18 protein-coding genes and 1 tRNA gene are annotated in these 18,337 nt (G+C 68.5%); 11 read left to right on the top strand and 8 right to left on the bottom strand.

Annotation, left to right across the window (positions count from 1 at the left end):
- Nucleotides 1-73 precede the first annotated feature (73 nt).
- Nucleotides 74-988, top strand: a complete 915-nt coding sequence (locus AB0C75_RS02405; RefSeq protein ID WP_362886271.1) for a rhomboid family intramembrane serine protease — start codon at nt 74-76, stop codon at nt 986-988.
- A gap of 243 nt (nt 989-1,231) precedes the next feature.
- On the opposite strand, the gene crgA is transcribed toward AB0C75_RS02405, so the two are convergent.
- Complete coding sequence (crgA, locus tag AB0C75_RS02400; RefSeq protein ID WP_362886269.1) at nt 1,232-1,486, bottom strand: cell division protein CrgA; 255 nt, start codon at nt 1,484-1,486, stop codon at nt 1,232-1,234.
- 178 nt (nt 1,487-1,664) lie between these two features.
- Between crgA and AB0C75_RS02395 the strand changes: the two genes are divergently transcribed.
- The 5 genes from AB0C75_RS02395 (at nt 1,665) to AB0C75_RS02375 (ending at nt 5,485) form a co-directional block, all read left to right on the top strand.
- Nucleotides 1,665-2,390 (top strand): DUF881 domain-containing protein, encoded by a 726-nt coding sequence (locus tag AB0C75_RS02395; protein ID WP_362886267.1) that lies wholly within the window; start codon nt 1,665-1,667, stop codon nt 2,388-2,390.
- 76 nt (nt 2,391-2,466) lie between these two features.
- Nucleotides 2,467-2,655 (top strand): hypothetical protein, encoded by a 189-nt coding sequence (locus tag AB0C75_RS02390; protein ID WP_362886265.1) that lies wholly within the window; start codon nt 2,467-2,469, stop codon nt 2,653-2,655.
- Nucleotides 2,652-3,290 (top strand): aminodeoxychorismate/anthranilate synthase component II, encoded by a 639-nt coding sequence (locus AB0C75_RS02385; RefSeq protein WP_362886263.1) that lies wholly within the window; start codon nt 2,652-2,654, stop codon nt 3,288-3,290. The genes AB0C75_RS02390 and AB0C75_RS02385 overlap by 4 nt, the downstream gene beginning before the upstream one ends.
- Nucleotides 3,287-4,720, top strand: coding sequence for a class E sortase (locus tag AB0C75_RS02380; RefSeq protein ID WP_362886261.1), 1,434 nt, complete (start codon nt 3,287-3,289; stop codon nt 4,718-4,720). The genes AB0C75_RS02385 and AB0C75_RS02380 overlap by 4 nt, the downstream gene beginning before the upstream one ends.
- 36 nt (nt 4,721-4,756) lie before the next feature.
- Nucleotides 4,757-5,485 (top strand): class E sortase, encoded by a 729-nt coding sequence (locus tag AB0C75_RS02375; RefSeq protein ID WP_362886259.1) that lies wholly within the window; start codon nt 4,757-4,759, stop codon nt 5,483-5,485.
- Between the two features lie 90 nt (nt 5,486-5,575).
- Here the strand turns inward: AB0C75_RS02375 and pknB are convergent, their stop codons facing one another.
- The 6 genes from pknB to AB0C75_RS02345 all read right to left on the bottom strand — a co-directional run bounded on the left by pknB (nt 5,576) and on the right by AB0C75_RS02345 (nt 13,603).
- Nucleotides 5,576-7,540: a Stk1 family PASTA domain-containing Ser/Thr kinase gene (pknB, locus tag AB0C75_RS02370; protein ID WP_362886257.1), complete on the bottom strand. Its 1,965-nt coding sequence runs from the start codon at nt 7,538-7,540 to the stop codon at nt 5,576-5,578.
- Nucleotides 7,541-7,711: 171 nt separating this feature from the next.
- Nucleotides 7,712-9,166 (bottom strand): penicillin-binding transpeptidase domain-containing protein, encoded by a 1,455-nt coding sequence (locus AB0C75_RS02365; RefSeq protein ID WP_362886255.1) that lies wholly within the window; start codon nt 9,164-9,166, stop codon nt 7,712-7,714.
- Nucleotides 9,163-10,563 (bottom strand): FtsW/RodA/SpoVE family cell cycle protein, encoded by a 1,401-nt coding sequence (locus AB0C75_RS02360; RefSeq protein WP_362886253.1) that lies wholly within the window; start codon nt 10,561-10,563, stop codon nt 9,163-9,165. Before AB0C75_RS02360 ends, AB0C75_RS02365 begins: the two co-directional genes overlap by 4 nt.
- A 21-nt stretch (nt 10,564-10,584) precedes the next feature.
- Nucleotides 10,585-12,078, bottom strand: a complete 1,494-nt coding sequence (locus AB0C75_RS02355) for a Stp1/IreP family PP2C-type Ser/Thr phosphatase (RefSeq protein ID WP_362886251.1) — start codon at nt 12,076-12,078, stop codon at nt 10,585-10,587.
- A gap of 129 nt (nt 12,079-12,207) precedes the next feature.
- On the bottom strand, nt 12,208-12,729 hold the full coding sequence (locus AB0C75_RS02350; protein ID WP_362886249.1) for an FHA domain-containing protein: 522 nt from the start codon (nt 12,727-12,729) through the stop codon (nt 12,208-12,210).
- Between the two features lie 10 nt (nt 12,730-12,739).
- Nucleotides 12,740-13,603, bottom strand: coding sequence for a DUF3662 and FHA domain-containing protein (locus tag AB0C75_RS02345; protein ID WP_362886248.1), 864 nt, complete (start codon nt 13,601-13,603; stop codon nt 12,740-12,742).
- Nucleotides 13,604-13,918: 315 nt separating this feature from the next.
- On the opposite strand from AB0C75_RS02345, the gene AB0C75_RS02340 reads away from it, so the two are divergent.
- A tRNA-Leu gene (locus AB0C75_RS02340) sits at nt 13,919-14,001 on the top strand.
- Nucleotides 14,002-14,228: 227 nt separating this feature from the next.
- On the opposite strand, the gene AB0C75_RS02335 is transcribed toward AB0C75_RS02340, so the two are convergent.
- Nucleotides 14,229-14,840 carry an NAD(P)H-dependent oxidoreductase gene (locus AB0C75_RS02335; RefSeq protein WP_362886246.1) on the bottom strand — a complete coding sequence of 204 codons (612 nt, stop codon included), beginning with the start codon at nt 14,838-14,840 and terminating at the stop codon, nt 14,229-14,231.
- 127 nt (nt 14,841-14,967) lie between these two features.
- On the opposite strand from AB0C75_RS02335, the gene AB0C75_RS02330 reads away from it, so the two are divergent.
- From AB0C75_RS02330 to AB0C75_RS02315, 4 genes are all read left to right on the top strand, one after another.
- A complete protein-coding gene (locus tag AB0C75_RS02330; RefSeq protein WP_362886244.1) occupies nt 14,968-15,312 on the top strand; it encodes a helix-turn-helix domain-containing protein in 345 nt (114 codons plus the stop codon).
- 147 nt (nt 15,313-15,459) lie between these two features.
- Nucleotides 15,460-16,917, top strand: a complete 1,458-nt coding sequence (locus AB0C75_RS02325) for a DUF2252 domain-containing protein (protein WP_362886242.1) — start codon at nt 15,460-15,462, stop codon at nt 16,915-16,917.
- Nucleotides 16,918-16,974: 57 nt separating this feature from the next.
- Nucleotides 16,975-17,874, top strand: a complete 900-nt coding sequence (locus AB0C75_RS02320; RefSeq protein WP_362886240.1) for a J domain-containing protein — start codon at nt 16,975-16,977, stop codon at nt 17,872-17,874.
- Nucleotides 17,875-17,919: 45 nt separating this feature from the next.
- Complete coding sequence (locus AB0C75_RS02315; RefSeq protein ID WP_362886238.1) at nt 17,920-18,264, top strand: rhodanese-like domain-containing protein; 345 nt, start codon at nt 17,920-17,922, stop codon at nt 18,262-18,264.
- The last annotated feature ends 73 nt before the right edge of the window (nt 18,265-18,337 follow it).

Below are 18,337 nucleotides of genomic sequence, written 5' to 3'. Positions count from 1 at the left end.
GCTACATAACGGGCGAGCGGGGCGGTCGTATGTGTGCCCCCTGTACGGACGAGGACCGAAGGGGCCGTGACCGATGGACCAGCAGCCGCCGGAAGACCAGGACAGGTCCGTGGCCGCGGGCGGTCCACCGACGTGTTACCGGCACCCGGGCAGGGAGACGGGGATCCGCTGCACGCGGTGCGAGAGGCCGATCTGTACGGACTGCATGATCGAGGCCTCGGTGGGTTTCCACTGCCCGGAGTGCGTCCGTGAAGGTACCGGTACGGGTCACCACCCCGCGGCGAGCCGGCCCCGGACCCTGGCGGGCGGAAGCGTGGCCGCCGACCCCAGGCTGATCACCAAGATCCTCCTCGGTATCAATCTCGCGGTCTTCGTCGCGGTCCTGATCTCCAAGCAGTCCGGATATCCGCTGGTCGATGATCTGCTGCTGTTCGGCCGCGCCTACTCGGGCGATCCGTCGGCCGGCATCGAAGGTGTGGCGGAGGGGCAGTGGTACCGCCTGGTGACGTCGATGTTCCTGCACCAGGAGGTGTGGCACATCGCCTTCAACATGCTGGGACTGTGGTGGCTCGGCGGACCGCTGGAGGCCGCGCTCGGCCGTGCCCGCTATCTCACGCTCTACCTGCTCTCCGGACTGGCGGGCAGCGCTCTCACCTACTGGATCGCGGACCCCGCGCAGGGCTCGCTCGGCGCCTCGGGTGCCATCTTCGGCCTGCTGGGTGCCACGGCCGTGCTGATGCGCCGGATGAACTACGACATGCGGCCGGTGATCGCCCTTCTCGTGGTGAACCTGATCTTCACGTTCAATCCGTGGGGAGCGATCGCCTGGCAGGCGCATGTCGGCGGGCTTGTCGCCGGGGCGCTGATCGCGATCGCCATGGTCCACGCCCCGCGTGAGCGCCGGGATCTTGTGCAGTACGGCGCCTGCGCACTGGTCTTCATGGTGGTCGTGATCGCCGTCCTCCTCAGGACGGCCGCGCTCACCTGAGCGGAATTGGTTGCTCCAGGGGTGCGGTTGTCCACAGAGCGTGCCGGATCTTGTGCATGACGTGGGGAACAGGTGTGCCCCTTGTCGCTGAACCGGGTTCTACCAGCCAGGACAAGGGGCACACCCTCCCGCGATGCGTAAGTGTGTAGTCACACCGGCGTCAACTTCGAGAGAGGTTATCCACAGATCGTCTGACCTTTTCCCCCACCTGTGGATAACTCTGTGGGTAACTTCAGGGCAGAGCTACTTCCACTGCGTGGAGACGCCGAAGCCACCGGCGATGAAGCCGAAGCCCACCACGATGTTCCAGTTGCCGAGAGCGTCGATCGGCAGATCGCCCTCGGTGACGTAGAAGATCACGATCCAGGCCAGACCGACCAGGAAGAGCGCCAGCATCACCGGCGCCACCCAACTGCGGTTGGTCAGCTTTATGCTCGTCGACTGCTTCGTCGGCGGGGGCGTGAAATCTGCCTTCTTGCGGATACGTGACTTCGGCACGAGGGACTCTCCTGTCGATGCGCTGCGTGACCGCGCAGGGATCTGTGGCTGGCGCCGGGGCGCGAGGGGGAATGCTGCCTCCCCGGGGCGTCCGTTAGCGTAGTGCTTCCGTGGCGCCTAAGGAGATAAGGGTACGTTGAGCAATTCTGCCGACTCTCCCCGAGGTCCGGCCCGGCGTATGTCCCGGTGGCCGGTCCAAGGCCTCACCGCTGCCGTTTTCGCCCTGGCCGGGCTCATCTTCGTGACCAGCGCCAATACGGCCAAGGGGACCGACATCCGGACAGACTCCTCTTTGCTGAAACTCTCCGACCTCATTCAGCAGCGCAGCGAGAAGAACGCGGAGCTGGACGAGTCGACCGCTTCCGTACGCGAGGACATCGACACCCTCGCCCGGCGTGACGACGGGAGCACCAGCGCCGAGGACGCCCGGCTCGACGCGCTGGAGAAGGCCGCGGGTACCACGGAGGTCACGGGTGAGGCGCTCTCCGTCACGCTGGACGACGCCCCCGCCGACGCCACAGCCAACCCCGGATACCCCGATCCGCAGCCCAACGACCTGGTCATCCACCAGCAGGACCTCCAGGCCGTCGTCAACGCCCTCTGGGAGGGCGGAGCCCGTGGGATCCAGGTGATGGACCAGCGGCTGATCTCCACCAGCGCGGTGCGCTGCGTCGGCAACACACTGATTCTGCAGGGGCGGGTCTACTCGCCTCCGTACAAGGTCACCGCCGTCGGTGACCGGGGGAAGCTGAAGCAGGCGCTCGACGGCTCCACCGCGATCCAGAACTACCAGCTGTACGTGAAGGCGTACGGGCTGGGATGGAAGGTCGAGGAGCACGACAAGCTGAAGCTTCCCGGCTATTCGGGCACCGTGGATCTCCATGACGCGCAGCCTGTGGGCTGACAGCGGCTTTCCACAGCTGACCCACGCCTGAGCCCCGGCCGTTTAGTCTGGTGCCGTACCGAATGGAGGCAACAGCATGTACGGCTGGATCTGGCGGCATCTGCCGGGCAACGCATGGGTGCGGGGCTTCATCTCGCTCGTGCTCGTCCTGGCCGTTGTCTACGCGCTCTTCCAGTACGTCTTCCCCTGGGCGGAGCCTCTGCTCCCGTTCGGTGATGTGACGGTGGACGGCGATGGCACCAGCGGAGCAGGAGCCGGTCAGTGAGCGCACGCATTCTCGTCGTCGACAACTACGACAGCTTTGTCTTCAACCTCGTCCAGTACCTCTACCAGCTCGGCGCCGAGTGCGAGGTCGTGCGCAACGACCAGGTGACCACGGCGCACGCCGACGACGGCTTCGACGGCGTCCTGCTGTCCCCGGGCCCGGGCACTCCCGAGCAGGCGGGCGTCTGCGTCGAGATGGTGCACCACTGCGCGGGGGGCGGGGTGCCGGTTTTCGGCGTCTGTCTGGGGATGCAGTCGATGGCCGTCGCCTACGGAGGCGTGGTGGACCGGGCTCCGGAGCTGCTGCACGGCAAGACCTCCCCCGTGCTGCACGAGGGCAAGGGCGTGTTCGCCGGTCTTCCGTCCCCGTTCACCGCGACGCGCTATCACTCGCTCGCCGCGGAGCCCGCGACCGTCCCGCCCGAACTGGAAGTCACCGCGCGCACCGCCGACGGCATCATCATGGGTCTGCGCCATCGCGAACACGCGGTGGAGGGCGTGCAGTTCCACCCAGAATCGGTGCTCACGGAGCACGGCCACCTGATGCTCGCCAACTGGCTGGAACAGTGCGGTGACAAGGGCGCTGTCGGGAGATCGGCGGGGCTCGCACCGGTGGTGGGCAAGGCCGCCGCGTGACCTCACCCCGCCCCCACGCCGGGCAGGAAGGCCCGTACGAACAGGGAGCGTACGAACCGGACGGCACGTTCGAGGCGGCGGTCGAGCAGCTCTCGGACCCGTTGAACGATCCACTGCCCGGCCAGCACACCTCGCCCTGGTTCCGCGCGGAGAGTGCCCAGCCCCTCGGCGGCGAGGCGGGGCAGATGCCACAGGCGGCGGCTCAGGGTCCCGAGGAGCCCCCGGGTGAGTGGTACGACCCGGAGGGCTATCAGAGGGACTGGTACGGGCACCAGGGGCCGGAAACGGTCCCTGGTGCGGGCACCGTGCAGGGGACCGCCGCGCTGTCCGGCCAGGGGACGCATCCCCCGGCGCAGACGGCACCCGTCCCCGAGCCCGAGCCCGAGCCCGCGCCCGAGCCCGCGCCTGAGCCCGCACCCGCCACCGGGCCGGCCACCGCGCCCGCCACCGGGCCGGCCGCCGACGTCCTGCCGGCCACCGACGTCCTGCCGGTCCTGAACGACGAGACCGTCGCTCTGCGGACCGCCGATACACGGAACGCGTCCCAGGAGGACGGATCAGCCGCCCCCGGGCCCGCCCCCGACTCCGCCCAGGAACCCCCTCCCACGGGCGGCCGGGCGGAGCGACGGCGTGCGGCGGCGGCCAAGGGGCGTGGGAGACGGCGGGGCGAACCTCCGCGTGCCAAGGAGCCCGAGGCGTCGGTGCCCGCGGCTCCGATGTCACGGCTGGAGGCCAGGCGCGCGGCCCGCGCCGCCAAGGACAGCCCGGCCGTGGTCGCCAGCCGGGTCGTCGGCGAAGTCTTCATCACCTTCGGCGTGCTGATGCTGCTGTTCGTCACGTACCAGCTGTGGTGGACCAATGTCCGCGCGGACCAGATCGCCGGCCGGGAGACGAACAGGATCCAGGACGACTGGGCCAACGGCGCGCGCAGCCCGGGGGAGTTCGAACCCGGTAAGGGATTCGCCATCATGCACATCCCCAAGCTGGACGTGGTCGCGCCGATCGCCGAGGGCATCAGCAAGGAGAAGGTCCTCGACCGCGGCATGGTCGGTCACTACTCCGACGGCAAGCTGAAGACCGCGATGCCCTCGGCAGAGAAGGGGAACTTCGCGGTGGCGGGTCACCGCAACACCCACGGTGAGCCCTTCCGCTACATCAACAAGCTGAAGCCAGGCGATCCGATCGTGGTCGAGACGCAGGACGCCTACTACACGTACGAGATGACCACGATCCTTCCGCAGACCTCGCCGTCCAATGTGTCCGTGATCGACGAGGTGCCCACGGGTTCCGGCTTCACCGGTCCGGGCAGGTACATCACGCTCACGACATGTACGCCGGAATTCACGAGTACGTACCGAATGATCGTGTGGGGCAAAATGGTCGACGAACGGCCGCGCAGCAAGGGGAAGCCCGACGCGCTCGTCGGCTGACGCGGGCTGGACGACATCACGACAGGGACGGGTGCGGTGGCAGCGAGGACCGAGCACGAAGAGCGCACCGACGAGCCGGCGGCCCCGGTGCGCCGCAGAGGCCGGCATCCCGTCGCGACGGCGGTGAGCGTCTTCGGCGAGCTGCTGATCACCGCAGGGCTGGTGCTCGGCCTGTTCGTCGTCTACTCGCTGTGGTGGACCAATGTGCTCGCCGACCGTGAGGCCGACAAGCAGGGCGACACCGTCCGCGACCGCTGGGCGGGCGGTCCCGGAGCGCTGGACACCAGGGACGGCATCGGCTTCCTCCACGTCCCCGCCATGAAGAACGGCGAGGTGCTGGTCAAGAAGGGCACCGACACCGAGACGCTCAACAGCGGTATCGCCGGCTACTACACGGACCCCGTGAAGTCGGCCCTCCCCTCGGACACACAGGGCAACTTCGCGCTCGCCGCGCACCGTGACGGGCACGGCGCCAGGTTCCACAACATCGACAAGGTGAAGAAGGGCGACGCGGTCGTCTTCGAGACCAAGGACACCTGGTACGTCTACAAGGTCTTCGCGGAGCTGCCGCAGACGTCGAAGTTCGATGTGGACGCGATCGCGCCGGTGCCCGAGGAGGCGGGCGTGAAGAAGGCCGGCCGCTACATCACGCTGACGACGTGCACCCCCGTATACACGTCCAAGTACCGCTACATCGTGTGGGGCGAGCTGGTGCGGACCGAGAAGGCCGACAGGGACCGTACGAAGCCGGCGGAGCTGCGGTAGGCGCCACGGGAGAGCACCGGAACGCCGCAGGGCCCCGGGCACCTTCGAGGTGACCGGGGCCCTGCGGCGTTCCTACGTGCGTCGGTCCGCCTAACCTGGCTGGTGGCCGAAGAGGCTGCCGTTCCCGCCCGGCAAGGTCTGCACATTGACCGCGCTGTCCTTGTCGACCATCTGACCCGCCTGGGGCTGGAAGCCGATCACCCGTGCGTTGTCGTCGTTCTGCCCCTGCACAGTGCCCAGCTTCAGGCCCGCCTGGGCGAGTGCGTCCTTGGCTTCGGCCAGCGTCTTGTTCTGCAGGTCCGGTACCCCGACCTGCTCCGGCTCGGCCGGGCCCTTGGAGACCTTCAGGACGATCTGGACGTCCTTGGACTCCTTGCTGTTCGCCTCAGGGGTCTGCTCGATCACGGTGTCGACGGGCTCATTCGAGTCGACATCGGTCCTGGAGACGTTGATGAAGCCGACGCCCTTCAGCTGCGCCTCGGCGTCCGTGAACGACCTGCCGACCACACCCGGCACGTTCTGGGTGGCCTCCTTGGCCACGGTGATCGTGACCTCCTGGTCCTTCTCGGCCTTCGTCCCACCCTCGGGGTCCTGGGCGATGACCGTGTCCAGGGTCTTGTCGGACTCGGCCGTCTTGACGTTCACCGTGAAGCCCTTGTCCTCCAGGGCCTTGCGGGCGCTGTCCTCGGACTTCTCCAGGACGTCGGGGACCTCGACCTTGGGAGCGCCGGTGGAGACGACGACCGTCACGGTCTCGCCCTTCGCCATCTGGCTGTCCTTGTCCGGGGTCTGGCTGCAGATCCTGTCCTTCTCCTGCGTCTCGCAGGGCTCCTTGGACCCGACCTCAAGTGTGACCTCGGCGTTGTCCGCGAGTTTCTGCGCCTCCGCGACCGTGGAACCGACCATGTTCGGCACGTCGAGCTTGTCGTTGCCGCCACCGTTGGAGGTGAAGACCTCACGGCCGATCAGGATCGCGCCGATGAGCACCAGAATGCCCGCGACGACCAGGAGGATCGTCGAGGTGCTGCTCTTCTTCTGGCGCCGGCGGTCAGGGCGGTCGTCGTAGCTGCCGTCCTCCGGATTGACCGGGGGCAGCATGGACGTCTGGGCGCCGCCGGGGTCGGTGGGCCGCAGGGCCGCGGTGGGCTGGTCGTTGCCGTAGGCGTCGTACGCGCCGTAGCCCGCCGCGCCCATCGCCGCCGTGGCCGCGACCGGCTGGCCGTCGAGGCAGGCCTCGATATCGGCGCGCATCTCGTCGGCCGACTGGTAGCGGTAGTCGGGGTCCTTGGTCAGTGCCTTCAGGACGATGGCGTCCATCTCGGGCGTGATCTCGGGGTCGAAGTTGCTCGGCGGCTGCGGCTCCTCCCGCACGTGCTGGTACGCGACCGCGACCGGCGAGTCACCGACGAACGGCGGCCGGACCGCGAGCAGCTCGTAGAGCAGGCAGCCGGTGGAGTAGAGGTCGGAACGTGCGTCGACCTGCTCACCCTTGGCCTGCTCGGGCGAGAGGTACTGCGCGGTGCCGATGACCGCGGCGGTCTGAGTCATCGTCATACCGGAGTCGCCCATGGCGCGGGCGATACCGAAGTCCATGACCTTGACCTGGCCGGTGCGCGTCAGCATGACGTTGGCCGGCTTGATGTCGCGGTGGACGATCTGGGCGCGGTGCGAGTACTCCAGGGCCTGGAGGATCCCGACCGTCATTTCGAGGGTCCGCTCCGGCAGGAGTCTGCGGCCGGAGTGCAGGAGCTCTCTGAGCGTCGACCCGTCGACGTACTCCATCACGATGTACGGGATGGAGACGCCGTCGACGTAGTCCTCGCCGGTGTCGTAGACGGCGACGATCGCGGGGTGGTTGAGCGAGGCGGCCGACTGGGCCTCACGGCGGAACCGGGCCTGGAAGGACGGGTCGCGGGCGAGGTCGGCCCGCAGCGTCTTCACAGCGACGGTGCGGCCGAGCCGGGTGTCGTGCGCGAGGTAGACCTCGGCCATGCCACCACGGCCGAGCACCGAGCCCAGCTCGTACCGGCCGCCGAGGCGACGCGGCTCTTCCATAACTGATCCAGCCCTCTCCGTCAGTCCCGACCGCACCCGTGTGTGGTCCGGCGGTGCGCTGTTCGCGCATACGCTACCGGGCCCTCCCCGCGTGATCGGCCCGCACCCGTCAGCTGATATCCGACCGGTATCCCACTGTGCCGGTGTGGACAGAAGTTGTGACGGGTGTCACTACTTTCCGTCGACTACCGCCTTCATCACGCTCTTGGCGATCGGAGCCGCCAGGCCGCCTCCCGAGATGTCTTCCCGGTTGGCGTTGCCGTCCTCGACCACCACGGCGACGGCGACCGGGGAGCCGCTGTCGGTCTTGGCGTACGAGATGAACCAGGCGTACGGCTTCTCGCTGTTGCCGAGGCCGTGCTGCGCGGTACCGGTCTTGCCACCGACAGTGACGCCATCGATCTTCGCGTTGGTTCCCGTGCCGTCGTTGACCACGGTCTCCATCATCTGCTGCACCTTCTGGGCGTTCTCCGCCGAGAGCGGCTCACTGAGCTGCTCCTTCTCGTGCGTGTAGATGACGTCCAGGTTGGGTGCCTGGCGCTCGGCGACCATGTACGGCTGCATGAGCTTGCCGTCGTTGGCGATCGCGGACGTCACCATGGCCATCTGGAGCGGGGTGGCGCGGTTGGACGCCTGGCCGATACCCGCCATCGCGTTCTGCGGCTGGTTGTCCTTCGGGTAGACGCTGGAGTCGGCCCGGACCGGAGTGAAGACTTCCTTGTTGAAGCCGAACTTGTCCGCCTGCTCGATCATCTTCTTGTTGCCGAGGTCGTCGCTCACCTTGCCGAACACGGTGTTGCAGGACATCCGCAGGGCTTCCCGGAGAGAGACGTTCTCGCAGGGGATGTTGTTCTCGTTCTGCAGCAGTCTGGTCGACTGCGGGAGCCGCCAGGGCAGCGGGGAGTCCGTCTTCGCGTCGATGTCGGTGTAGAGGCCGTTCTCCAGCGCCGCGGAGGCCGTGACGACCTTGAACGTCGAGCCGGGCGGGTAGGTCTCCCGCAGCGCCCGGTTGAGCATCGGCTTGTCCTCGTCCTTGAGGAGCTTCTGCCGGGCGTCGGAGTCCTTCATGGAGTTGCCCGCGAAGACCGAGGGGTCGTACGAGGGGGTGCTGGCCAGGGCGAGGATGGCGCCGGTCTGCGGGTCGAGCGCGGCGACGGCGCCCTTCTTGTCTCCGAGACCCTCGAAGGCGGCCTTCTGGGCGGCGCCGTTGAGGGTGGTGACGATGTTCCCGCCGGTCTTCTTCTCACCGGTGAACATCGACAGGGTGCGGTCGAAGAACAGGTCGTCACTGTTGCCGGTGAGGATGCCGTCCTCGATGCTCTCCAGCTGGGAGGAGTCGAAGGCCTGCGAGGAGTAGCCGGTGACGGGCGCCCACATGGGGCCGTTCTTCCAGACGCGCTTGTACGTGAAGTCGCTGTCCGAGGTCTTCACGGACCCTGTGACGGGCTCGCCGTCGACGATGATGTTGCCGCGCTCGTGGGCGTAACGCTCGATCTGGACGCGGCGGTTGTGCTCGTTGGAGTTCAGCTCGTCGGCACGGACGTACTGGATGTAGTTCGTGCGGATCAGCAGGGCCAGGACGAGGATGCCGCAGAACATCGCGATCCTGCGGAGCGGCTTGTTCACGGGCGGACCACCTGGGTCATTTCGGCGTCCGGGGACGGTGCGGGTGCCGGTGCGGGGCGTCGGGCCGTGTCGCTGATTCTGATCAGGATCCCGATGAGCGCCCAGTTGGCGATGACGGACGAACCACCGGCCGCGAGGAACGGCATGGTCATACCCGTCAGCGGGATGAGCCCCATGACACCGCCGGCGACGACGAAGACCTGGATGGCGAAGGAGCCGGACAGGCCGATCGCCAGGAGCTTGCCGAACGGGTCGCGGGCCGCGAGGGCGGTGCGGACGCCGCGCTCGACGATCAGGCCGTAGATGAGAAGGACGGACATCATCCCGGCCAGGCCCAGCTCCTCGCCGACGGTCGCGAGGATGAAGTCGGAGTTGGCGGCGAAGCCGATCAGGTCGGAGTTGCCCTGGCCGAGGCCGGTGCCGAGCGTGCCGCCGGAGCCGAAGGCCATCAGCGACTTGGCCATCTGCTCGCTGGCGGCGATCTCGCCCCAGCCCGCGAACGGGTCGAGCCAGGCGGTGACACGGTCCTGGACGTGCGGCTCGAACGTGGCCACACCGACCGCGCCCGCGCCGGACATCAGGAGGCCGAAGACGATCCAGCTGGTGCGTTCGGTGGCGACGTACAGCATGACGACGAACATGCCGAAGAACAGCAGCGACGAGCCCAGGTCGGTCTCGAAGACCAGGATGAGGATCGAGAACGCCCACACCATGAGGATCGGCCCCAGGTCACGGCCGCGGGGCAGGTAGAGCCCCATGAAGCGGCGGCTGGCGAGGGCCAGGGCATCGCGCTTGACCATGAGATAGCCGGCGAAGAACACCGCGATGATGATCTTGGCGAACTCACCGGGCTGGATCGTGCCGATGCCGGGGATCTTGATCCAGATCTTGGCGCCGTTCACCTCTGGGAAGAACATGGGAAGGACCAGCAGGAACAGCGCGGCCAGCATGGAGATGTAGGTGTAGCGCTGCAGGATGCGGTGGTCCTTGAGGACGATCAGGACGACGACCAGCAGGGCCACGCCGGCCGCCGAGAACATCAGCTGCTTGGAGGCGGCCGGTGCGAACGTCTTGAGTGCCCGGAAGCGCTCCGACTGGTCGAGGCGCCAGATGATGGCCAGTCCCAGCCCGTTGAGCAGCGTCGCCAGCGGAAGCAGCAGTGGGTCCGCGTACGGGGCGAATCTGCGCACGGCCAGGTGCGCCACACCGCCGAGCAGCGCGAGGCCGAGCCCGTAACCGAGCATGCCCGCGGGCAGCTCGCCGTTGATGGCGAGGCCCACGTTGGCGTACGCGAACACCGAGATCAGGACGGCGAAAATGACCAGCGCCAGCTCGGTGTTACGCCTGCTCGGCGCATCGATCGCGCCGATGGTGGTGGTGTTGGTGACAACGCTCATGTGCTGAAGGCCCCCTACGGCTTACTGCTTACCGCACTGCAGGGCCAGCTTCTTCTCTTCCTCCGAGAGGCTGGGGCCGGGAGTGGGAGTCGCGTTCTTGGTCCCCTTGACGGGCGACGTGGCTGACGTGCTGTCGGAGGCGTTGCCGGTCTCGCCCTTGTTCGTGTCCTTGGCGGTATCGGTCTCCGCCTCGGCCGCGCGGCGCTGCGCGTCCTTCTTGCAGGCGGAGGCCTGTGCGTCGAGCTCGCTGATCTTCTTGCGGGCATCGGCGAGGTCACCCTGGGAGATGGTCGCCTCGACCTTCTTGCGCCAGTAGGGCGGGAGGTACTTCAGTTCGATCGTGGTGTCCTCTTCGACCTTCGAGAGGGACACCCAGGCGAGGTCCTGGCTGATGCCGCGGAACAGCGCGACGTTGTCGCCCTTCGCGCCGACGTAGAACTGCGTCTGGGTCCAGCGGTATCCGCCGTAGACGCCACCGCCGATGACGGCCAGCGCCAGCACGATGTAGATGGACCGGCTGAGCCACCTGCGTCGGCCGCGTGGCTTGACGAAGTCGTCGTCGGTGTACGAGTCGAAGGCGCCGTCCGGACCTGAGCCGTAGCCCAGGTCGTCGCCGCTGCCGGGAGGACCGAAGCCCCCGGCCGGCGGCGGCACGGGGCGGCCGAGGCCGGCCGCGCGGCCCGCCGGTGTCTCCATGGCGCTGCCGTCGTTCGCCTGGGCGGCCTGGTTCTCGGCGACCGCGCCGACGATGACCGGGGTGTCGTTGAGCTGCCCGGCCAGGGTGTCGTTGCTGTCGACGTCCAGGACGTCCGCGACGATGCAGGTGATGTTGTCGGGACCGCCGCCGCGCAGGGCGAGCTGGATGAGGTCCTGGATGGTCTCCTGCGGGCCCTGGTAGCTGGCCAGGGTCTCTTCCATCGTCTGGTGGGAGACGACGCCGGAGAGCCCGTCCGAGCAGATCAGATAGCGGTCGCCGGCGCGCACCTCCCGGACGGAGAGATCGGGCTCCACGTGGTCGCCGCTGCCCAGCGCCCGCATCAGCAGGGAGCGCTGGGGGTGGGTGGTGGCCTCTTCCTCGGTGATCCTGCCCTCGTCGACGAGACGCTGCACCCAGGTGTGGTCCTGGGTGATCTGTGTCAGGACGCCGTCCCTGAGCAGGTAGGCGCGCGAGTCGCCGACGTGGACGAGGCCGAGGCGCTGACCGGTCCAGAGCAGGGCCGTGAGCGTCGTGCCCATGCCCTCCAGCTGGGGGTCCTCCTCGACCATGACACGCAGCTGGTCGTTGGCACGCTCGACCGCCGTACCGAGCGAGGTCAGGATGTCGGAGCCCGGGACGTCGTCGTCGAGCTGGACCAGCGTGGAGATCACCTCTGAGCTGGCGACCTCGCCGGCCGCCTGGCCGCCCATGCCGTCGGCGATGGCGAGAAGGCGGGGGCCGGCGTAGCCGGAGTCCTCGTTGCCTTCCCGGATCATGCCCTTGTGCGATCCGGCGGCGAAGCGCAGGGACAAGCTCATGCGCACCTCGCCCGTCGGTTCGGGGTACAGCCGGTCTCGAGCCACACTGCCCACCCTCCGGTCGGGAGCCGGGCCGGGTCCGTCGTCAGGACCGCGGCGGCTCGCTCGCTCCGCTCGCTCATTGTCGTACTACTTCCGCAGCTCGATGACGGTCTTGCCGATGCGGATCGGCGCGCCCAGCGGAACAGGTGTCGGGGTGGTGAGCCGGGTCCGGTCGAGATAGGTGCCGTTGGTGGACCCGAGATCCTCGACGATCCACTGGCCGTCACGGTCCGGGTAGATCCTGGCATGCCTGCTGGACGCATAGTCGTCATCCAGCACGATCGTTGAATCGTGCGCCCGTCCCAGGGTGATGGTCTGGCCCTGGAGCGCGACGGTGGTGCCGGTGAGCGTGCCTTCGGAGACGACCAGCTTGGTGGGTGCTCCGCGGCGCTGACGCCCGGACTGCTGGCGCTGCTGAGGCGGCGCTGCTTGTTGCTGCTGTTGGCGGCCCTGTTGCGGGCGGGCGTCAGCGGCAGTGCGGCGTGAGCCGCGCTGCGTGACGCGCGTACCGAACAGGTCGCTGCGAATGACCTGGACGGCCACGATTACGAATAGCCACAGAACAGCCAGGAAACCTAGCCGCATGACCGTCAGGGTCAGCTCTGACATTGCCCCCGCTTCACCCTTCGGCTTGCCGGTAAACGATGGTGGTGCTGCCCACGACGATCCGCGAGCCGTCGCGGAGCGTAGCGCGGGTGGTGTGCTGCCCGTCCACCACGATGCCGTTGGTGGACCCGAGATCCTGGATGGTCGAGGGCGTTCCTGTCCGGATCTCACAGTGCCGGCGCGATACGCCGGGGTCGTCGATCCGCACGTCGGCGTCGGTGCTTCGTCCCATCACCAACGTCGGGCGGGAGATCTGATGGCGGGTGCCGTTGATCTCGATCCAGCGCCGCACCTGGGCGTCCGGCGCGGGGCCGGACGCGGCCGGCGGGCGCCAGTCGCTGGAAGGGCCTCCGGAGCGCCCGGAGCTCGGCGGCGGGGCCGCGGGCATGGGCGGGGCGGAAGCCGGCGGGTAGCCGTAGCCGCCCTGCCCCTGCGGGGCCCCGGGACGGTTCGGCTGGGCGTGGGGAGCCGGGCCGCCCTGCTGGCCGCCCTGCTGTGACGAACTCGACGCCAAGGTCCGGCTGCGCACGCGGTAGAGACCCGTGTCGAGGTCGTCCGCCTTCTCCAGGTGGACCTTGATCGGCCCCATGAAGGTGTAGCGCTGCTGCTTGGCGTAGTCACGCACGAGGCCGGACAGCTCGTCGCCCAGCTGCCCGGAGTACGGGCTGAGCCGCTCGAAGTCCGGGGTGCTGAGCTCGACGATGAAGTCGTTGGGTACGACCGTCCGCTCGCGGTTCCAGATCGATGCGTTGTTGTCGCACTCGCGCTGTAGGGCTCCCGCGATCTCGACCGGCTGCACCTCGGACTTGAAGACCTTGGCGAAGGTGCCATTGACAAGACCTTCGAGACGCTGCTCGAAACGCTTCATGACTCCCATGGGGCACCTCCTCCGGTGTCGTCGTCCCTGTACTGCTTACTGATCGTATCCACGCGTCGGGAAATCGGCTGGTTCCCCTTGTCTGCACAGTGGATGAGTGTCACCTCTCACACGGATCGTAGAGGTGACCTCCTGACAGTGTCCCGCACTCCGGGTGCACTCAGGAGGAGTGGGGCCAGGCTTTCCGCGTTCCCGGTTCCCGTCGCGTGTCCTGCGAAACAACGGATGTGAATCCACCCTGTCCAGCGTGCTAATCTTCCGGATGTCGCCAGGCGCTCACACCACTCGGTGGGAGAGTCTGAAAACACCACTCATGCGCGAGTGGCGGAACGGCAGACGCGCTGGCTTCAGGTGCCAGTGTCCTTAGGGACGTGGGGGTTCAAATCCCCCCTCGCGCACAACGGGCAGTCGCTTGCGGCTGCCGGGTTGGTTCGACAGAACCCCCGCACCGGAGAGATCCGGTGCGGGGGTTCTTCGTTTGCTGGGTTCTTCGTTGTCTGGGTTCTTCGTCGTCTGACGGTCCGCATCTGACGTTTCACGTGAAACATCGGATCCGGACCGTTATGCAAGGAACGCTGCGCGCGGGCCGACCCCTCCTGGGGGCTCCAGGGCCCCAGGAGCTACGTCAGTCCGCGAGGCGCGCTGCGAGCGCCTTGGCCTTCTCTGCCGCTTCGGTGAACGCCTGGGTGCGGGAGGCGAGGGCGAGGGGGATGAGCTCGGCCATCTCCGGCTTCGAGTGGGCCAGCGTCAACTCCGGGACGATGAAGTCGACTTCGGCGCCCAGCATGCCCGTCAGGACCTTCTCCAGGTAGTTCCGGACGAACTCGAAGTCCTCGCGCGGGGTTCCGGGGGCGTACGAACCGCCTCGGCTGGCCACCACGGTGAAGGGCGTACCGGCGACCGGGCTGTCCGGACCCGCGTTGTGGCCGACGATGATCACCTGGTCCAGCCATGCCTTCAGCGTGGACGGGATGGAGAAGTTGTACATCGGTGCGCCGATGAGCACGGCGTCCGCGGCGGCCAGCTCGGCTGCGAGTTCCCCGCGCAGGGTGTCATCGGCGCCGGCGGCTATGGCCGAGGCGTCCAGGTGGGGCAGGGGTGCGGCGGCAAGGTCGCGGTACACGACGTCGCCGTTTGGGTGCTGCTCGCGCCAGGCCGCGACGAAGGCTGCGGTCACCTCCCGGGATGTGGAGCCCTGAGGGAAGGCGGCGGAGTCGAGGTGCAGAAGCGTGGCCATGGGGTTCTCCGTAGGGGTCGGCGTGCGGCTTGGTGATCGCGATACTCGCGTTTCAGTACGTACCTATTAATAACATAGTCCCTTACTTTTCATAAGCTCCGCACGCCCGCGCAGTACTCTTGGGGGCATGGCGGATCACAGCGAGCAGTCCTGTCGGCAGGTGGATGCGAGCATCACGCGCGTCTTCGAGCTGTTCGGGAAGCGCTGGACCGGCCCGATCGTCTCGGTGCTGATGCAGCAGCCGGTGCACTTCGCGGACCTCAGGCGGGCGATTCCGGGTATCAGCGAGCGGATGCTCTCGGACCGGCTGTCGGAACTGGGTGCGGCCGGCCTCGTGGTGCGTGAGGTCGACGAGGGGCCCCCGCTGCGGGTGGCGTACCGGCTGACGGAGGCGGGGGCGGCCATGGAGCCCGCACTCACGGAGCTCGGACAGTGGGCGGACGCCTATCTGGGGGGCTCGGGAGGCTGCTGAACCCTGGCCTCCCCCGGAGGTTGTCCACAGGCCGGATCCTGGGTTGTCCACAGGGGCAGACGGCTGCGACGGAGCGGCTGTACCGTCGTCCGCAGTTGATGTTGGTCGGGACGGAACGGCTGACGAGGGCGGGGGAGGCGGCGTTCCATGGGCGAGGTCGAGGCGGCTGTGCCGGGACAGCGTGCGGCGGGGGAGAAGCGCATTCCGGTCGTTCCCGGTTTCGCGCGGCGCGTGGCCGGAGGCGCCCTGCCGTCCGGGACCGGGGCGGTGTCCCCGAAGGCGGCCGGCAAGGCGCTGAGGCTCAAGGTGCCCAGGTCCGCGCACAGCTCCCTGGTCCTGCCCGCCGGGAGGCCGGACGCGGTGCGGGCGGTCGAGGAGTCGAACCACGGCCGGGTGCCCGGCCTCACGCCGATACGGGTGGGGCGGATGGCGGAGACGCCGTTCGCGTTTCTGCGTGGCTCGGCCGGCCTGATGGCACACGACCTGATGGGCACACCGGTCACAGGGGTGGGCGCTCAGCTCTGCGGCGACGCGCACGCGGCGAATTTCGGGCTGTACGGCGACGCGCGCGGCAACCTGGTCATCGATCTCAACGACTTCGACGAGACCGTGTTCGGCCCGTGGGAGTGGGACCTCAAGCGGCTCGCCACCTCGCTGGTGCTCGCGGGCAGGATGGCCGGGGCGGACGAGGACACCTGCCGGCAGGGTGCGTACGACACGGTGGGGGCCTACCGGCGCACGATGCGTCTGTTGGCCGGGCTGCCCGCGCTCGACGCGTGGAACGCCATCGCGGACGAGGAGCTCGTCTCGCACACCGACGCACGGGACCTGCTGGGAACGCTGGAGCGGGTCTCCGCCAAGGCGCGGAACAACACCAGCGCCCGCTTCGCCGCCAGGTCCACGGAGGACTCCGAGGACGGCGGTCGGCGCTTCGTGGACGCGCCTCCGGTGCTGCGCAGGGTGCCCGACGCGGAGGCGGCAGCCGTCGCGGCGGGGCTCGAGGCCTACCTCGGGACGATCTCGGAGGACCGGCTCCCGCTGCTCGCCCGCTATGCGATCCACGATGTGGCGTTCCGGGTGGTCGGCACGGGAAGCGTGGGCACCCGGTCGTATGTGGTCCTGCTGCTCGACCACCGTGGCGAGCCACTGGTCCTCCAGGTGAAGGAGGCCCGTCCCTCCGCGCTCTCCCCCTATCTCCCGCAGGCCGGCTTCGAGGTGCCTGAGGTGGTGCACGAGGGGCGCCGGGTGGTGCTCGGACAGAAGCGGATGCAGGTCGTCAGCGACATATTGCTCGGCTGGGCCGAGGTCGACGGCCGGCCCTATCAGGTACGCCAGTTCAGGAATCGCAAGGGCAGCGTGGACCCGGCCGCGCTCGCGGCGGACCAGGTGGACGACTACGGGCGCATGACGGGCGCGCTGCTGGCCCGGGCCCATGCGCACAGCGCCGATCCCCGGCTGCTCGCCGGCTACTGCGGGAAGAACGCCGAGCTGGACACGGCGGTGGCCGAATTCGCCGTGACCTACGCGGACCGGACCGAGGCGGACCACGCGGAGCTCGTCCGGGCTGTCCGAGCCGGGCGGATAGCCGCCGAGCTCGGTGTCTGAGCGGGTCCTGCGGCCACCGTGTCTCCGTGGCGTCGGCCGTGGCCATACGCTGGACGGGTGACCCACGAAGCCGCCGGGGTGCCGACCACCCGGAACGACGAAGACCGGCAGAACCAGGACCGGCAGGACGAGCCTCCTGTGCAGGAGGAGCCCCCTGCGCAGGGGGCGCCGAAGGCTGGCCCCGACCGGCCCGAGGAGCGGCTCGCCAAAGCTGTCCGGGTGGCCGAGCAGGCGCTGATCGAGTTCGAGATCGCGGTGGAGACCTTCCGGGTCGAGGTCGAGAACTTCTCCCGGCTGCACCACCAGAAGCTCGGCCCGATGTACGCGCGGCTCGACGAGCTCGACGCGCAGATCGCGGAGGCGCGGGCCGCGAGGACGGGAGATCCGGAGGATCTGCGCAAGGCCCAGGAGGCGCGGGCGATCGTCATGCCGATGCCCGGTGTCGACGAGCTCTTCCACGACTGGATGGACTCGGACGGTCTCTCGCCCGAGGCCTCGGCCATGCTCACCGAGCAGCCCGTCCGGCCGCCGAAGCGGGTCAGGCCGAGCGAGGAGGCGCGCAAGCTCTACCGGGAGCTGGCTCGTCAGGCCCACCCGGATCTGGCACCGGACGAGACGGAGCGGGCGCGGAGGGACGAGTTCATCACCCGTGTCAACGCGGCCTACGGGCGCGGTGATGTGGCGTCGCTGAAGGAGCTGGCAGCCGAGTGGGCAGCGGGACCCCTGACGCCGGAGCGGCAGCTGAGCGAGAGCGAGGAGCTCTATGCGCGGCTGGAGTGGCTCAGCCGCCGCAAGGAGCTGCTGACGGTTCTGGCCCAGGAGCTGGAGGAGAGCGCGATCGGCTCGATGCTGAAGATGGCGCCGGACGACCCCGACCGGCTGCTGGACGACATCGGCGAGAAACTTCTGGCGGATGTGTCCCGGCGTGAGGACGAGCTGGCGGGGCTGGTGCAGTAGCGTTCCGGATGCCCCTGGCGCGTACGTACGAGAGAAGGCTTACCCATGAATTTCGCTGCACTGCCCACGGTGGATGCCGCGGCGGTCCCGTCCGACGGCTTCGTGCTGGATGTCCGGGAGAACGATGAGTGGGCGGCCGGGCATGTCGAGGGGGCGCTGCACATTCCCATGAGTGACTTCGTGGGCCGCTTCGGCGAGCTGACCGAGGCGGCTGACGACGGTCGGCGTGTGCATGTGATGTGCCGTGTCGGGGGCCGGTCCGCCCAGGTCACCCAGTATCTGGTGCAGCAGGGGCTCGACGCCGTGAACATCGACGGCGGCATGCAGGCCTGGGACGGTGCCGGGCGCCCGATGGTCACGGAGGACGGAAGCTCGGCCTTCGTCCTCTGAGGCCCCTGTGCGGACGGGTTCCGGCCCCTGTGCGGGCAAGGGTGCGCGGACGGCCCGGGGCCCGTGGGCGTTG

This window comes from Streptomyces sp. NPDC048565 (genome assembly GCF_040650935.1).
Taxonomy (GTDB): Bacteria; Actinomycetota; Actinomycetes; order Streptomycetales; family Streptomycetaceae; genus Streptomyces.
Note: the sequence above shows the minus strand (reverse complement) of the source record. Positions and strands in the feature narration are given on the sequence as shown.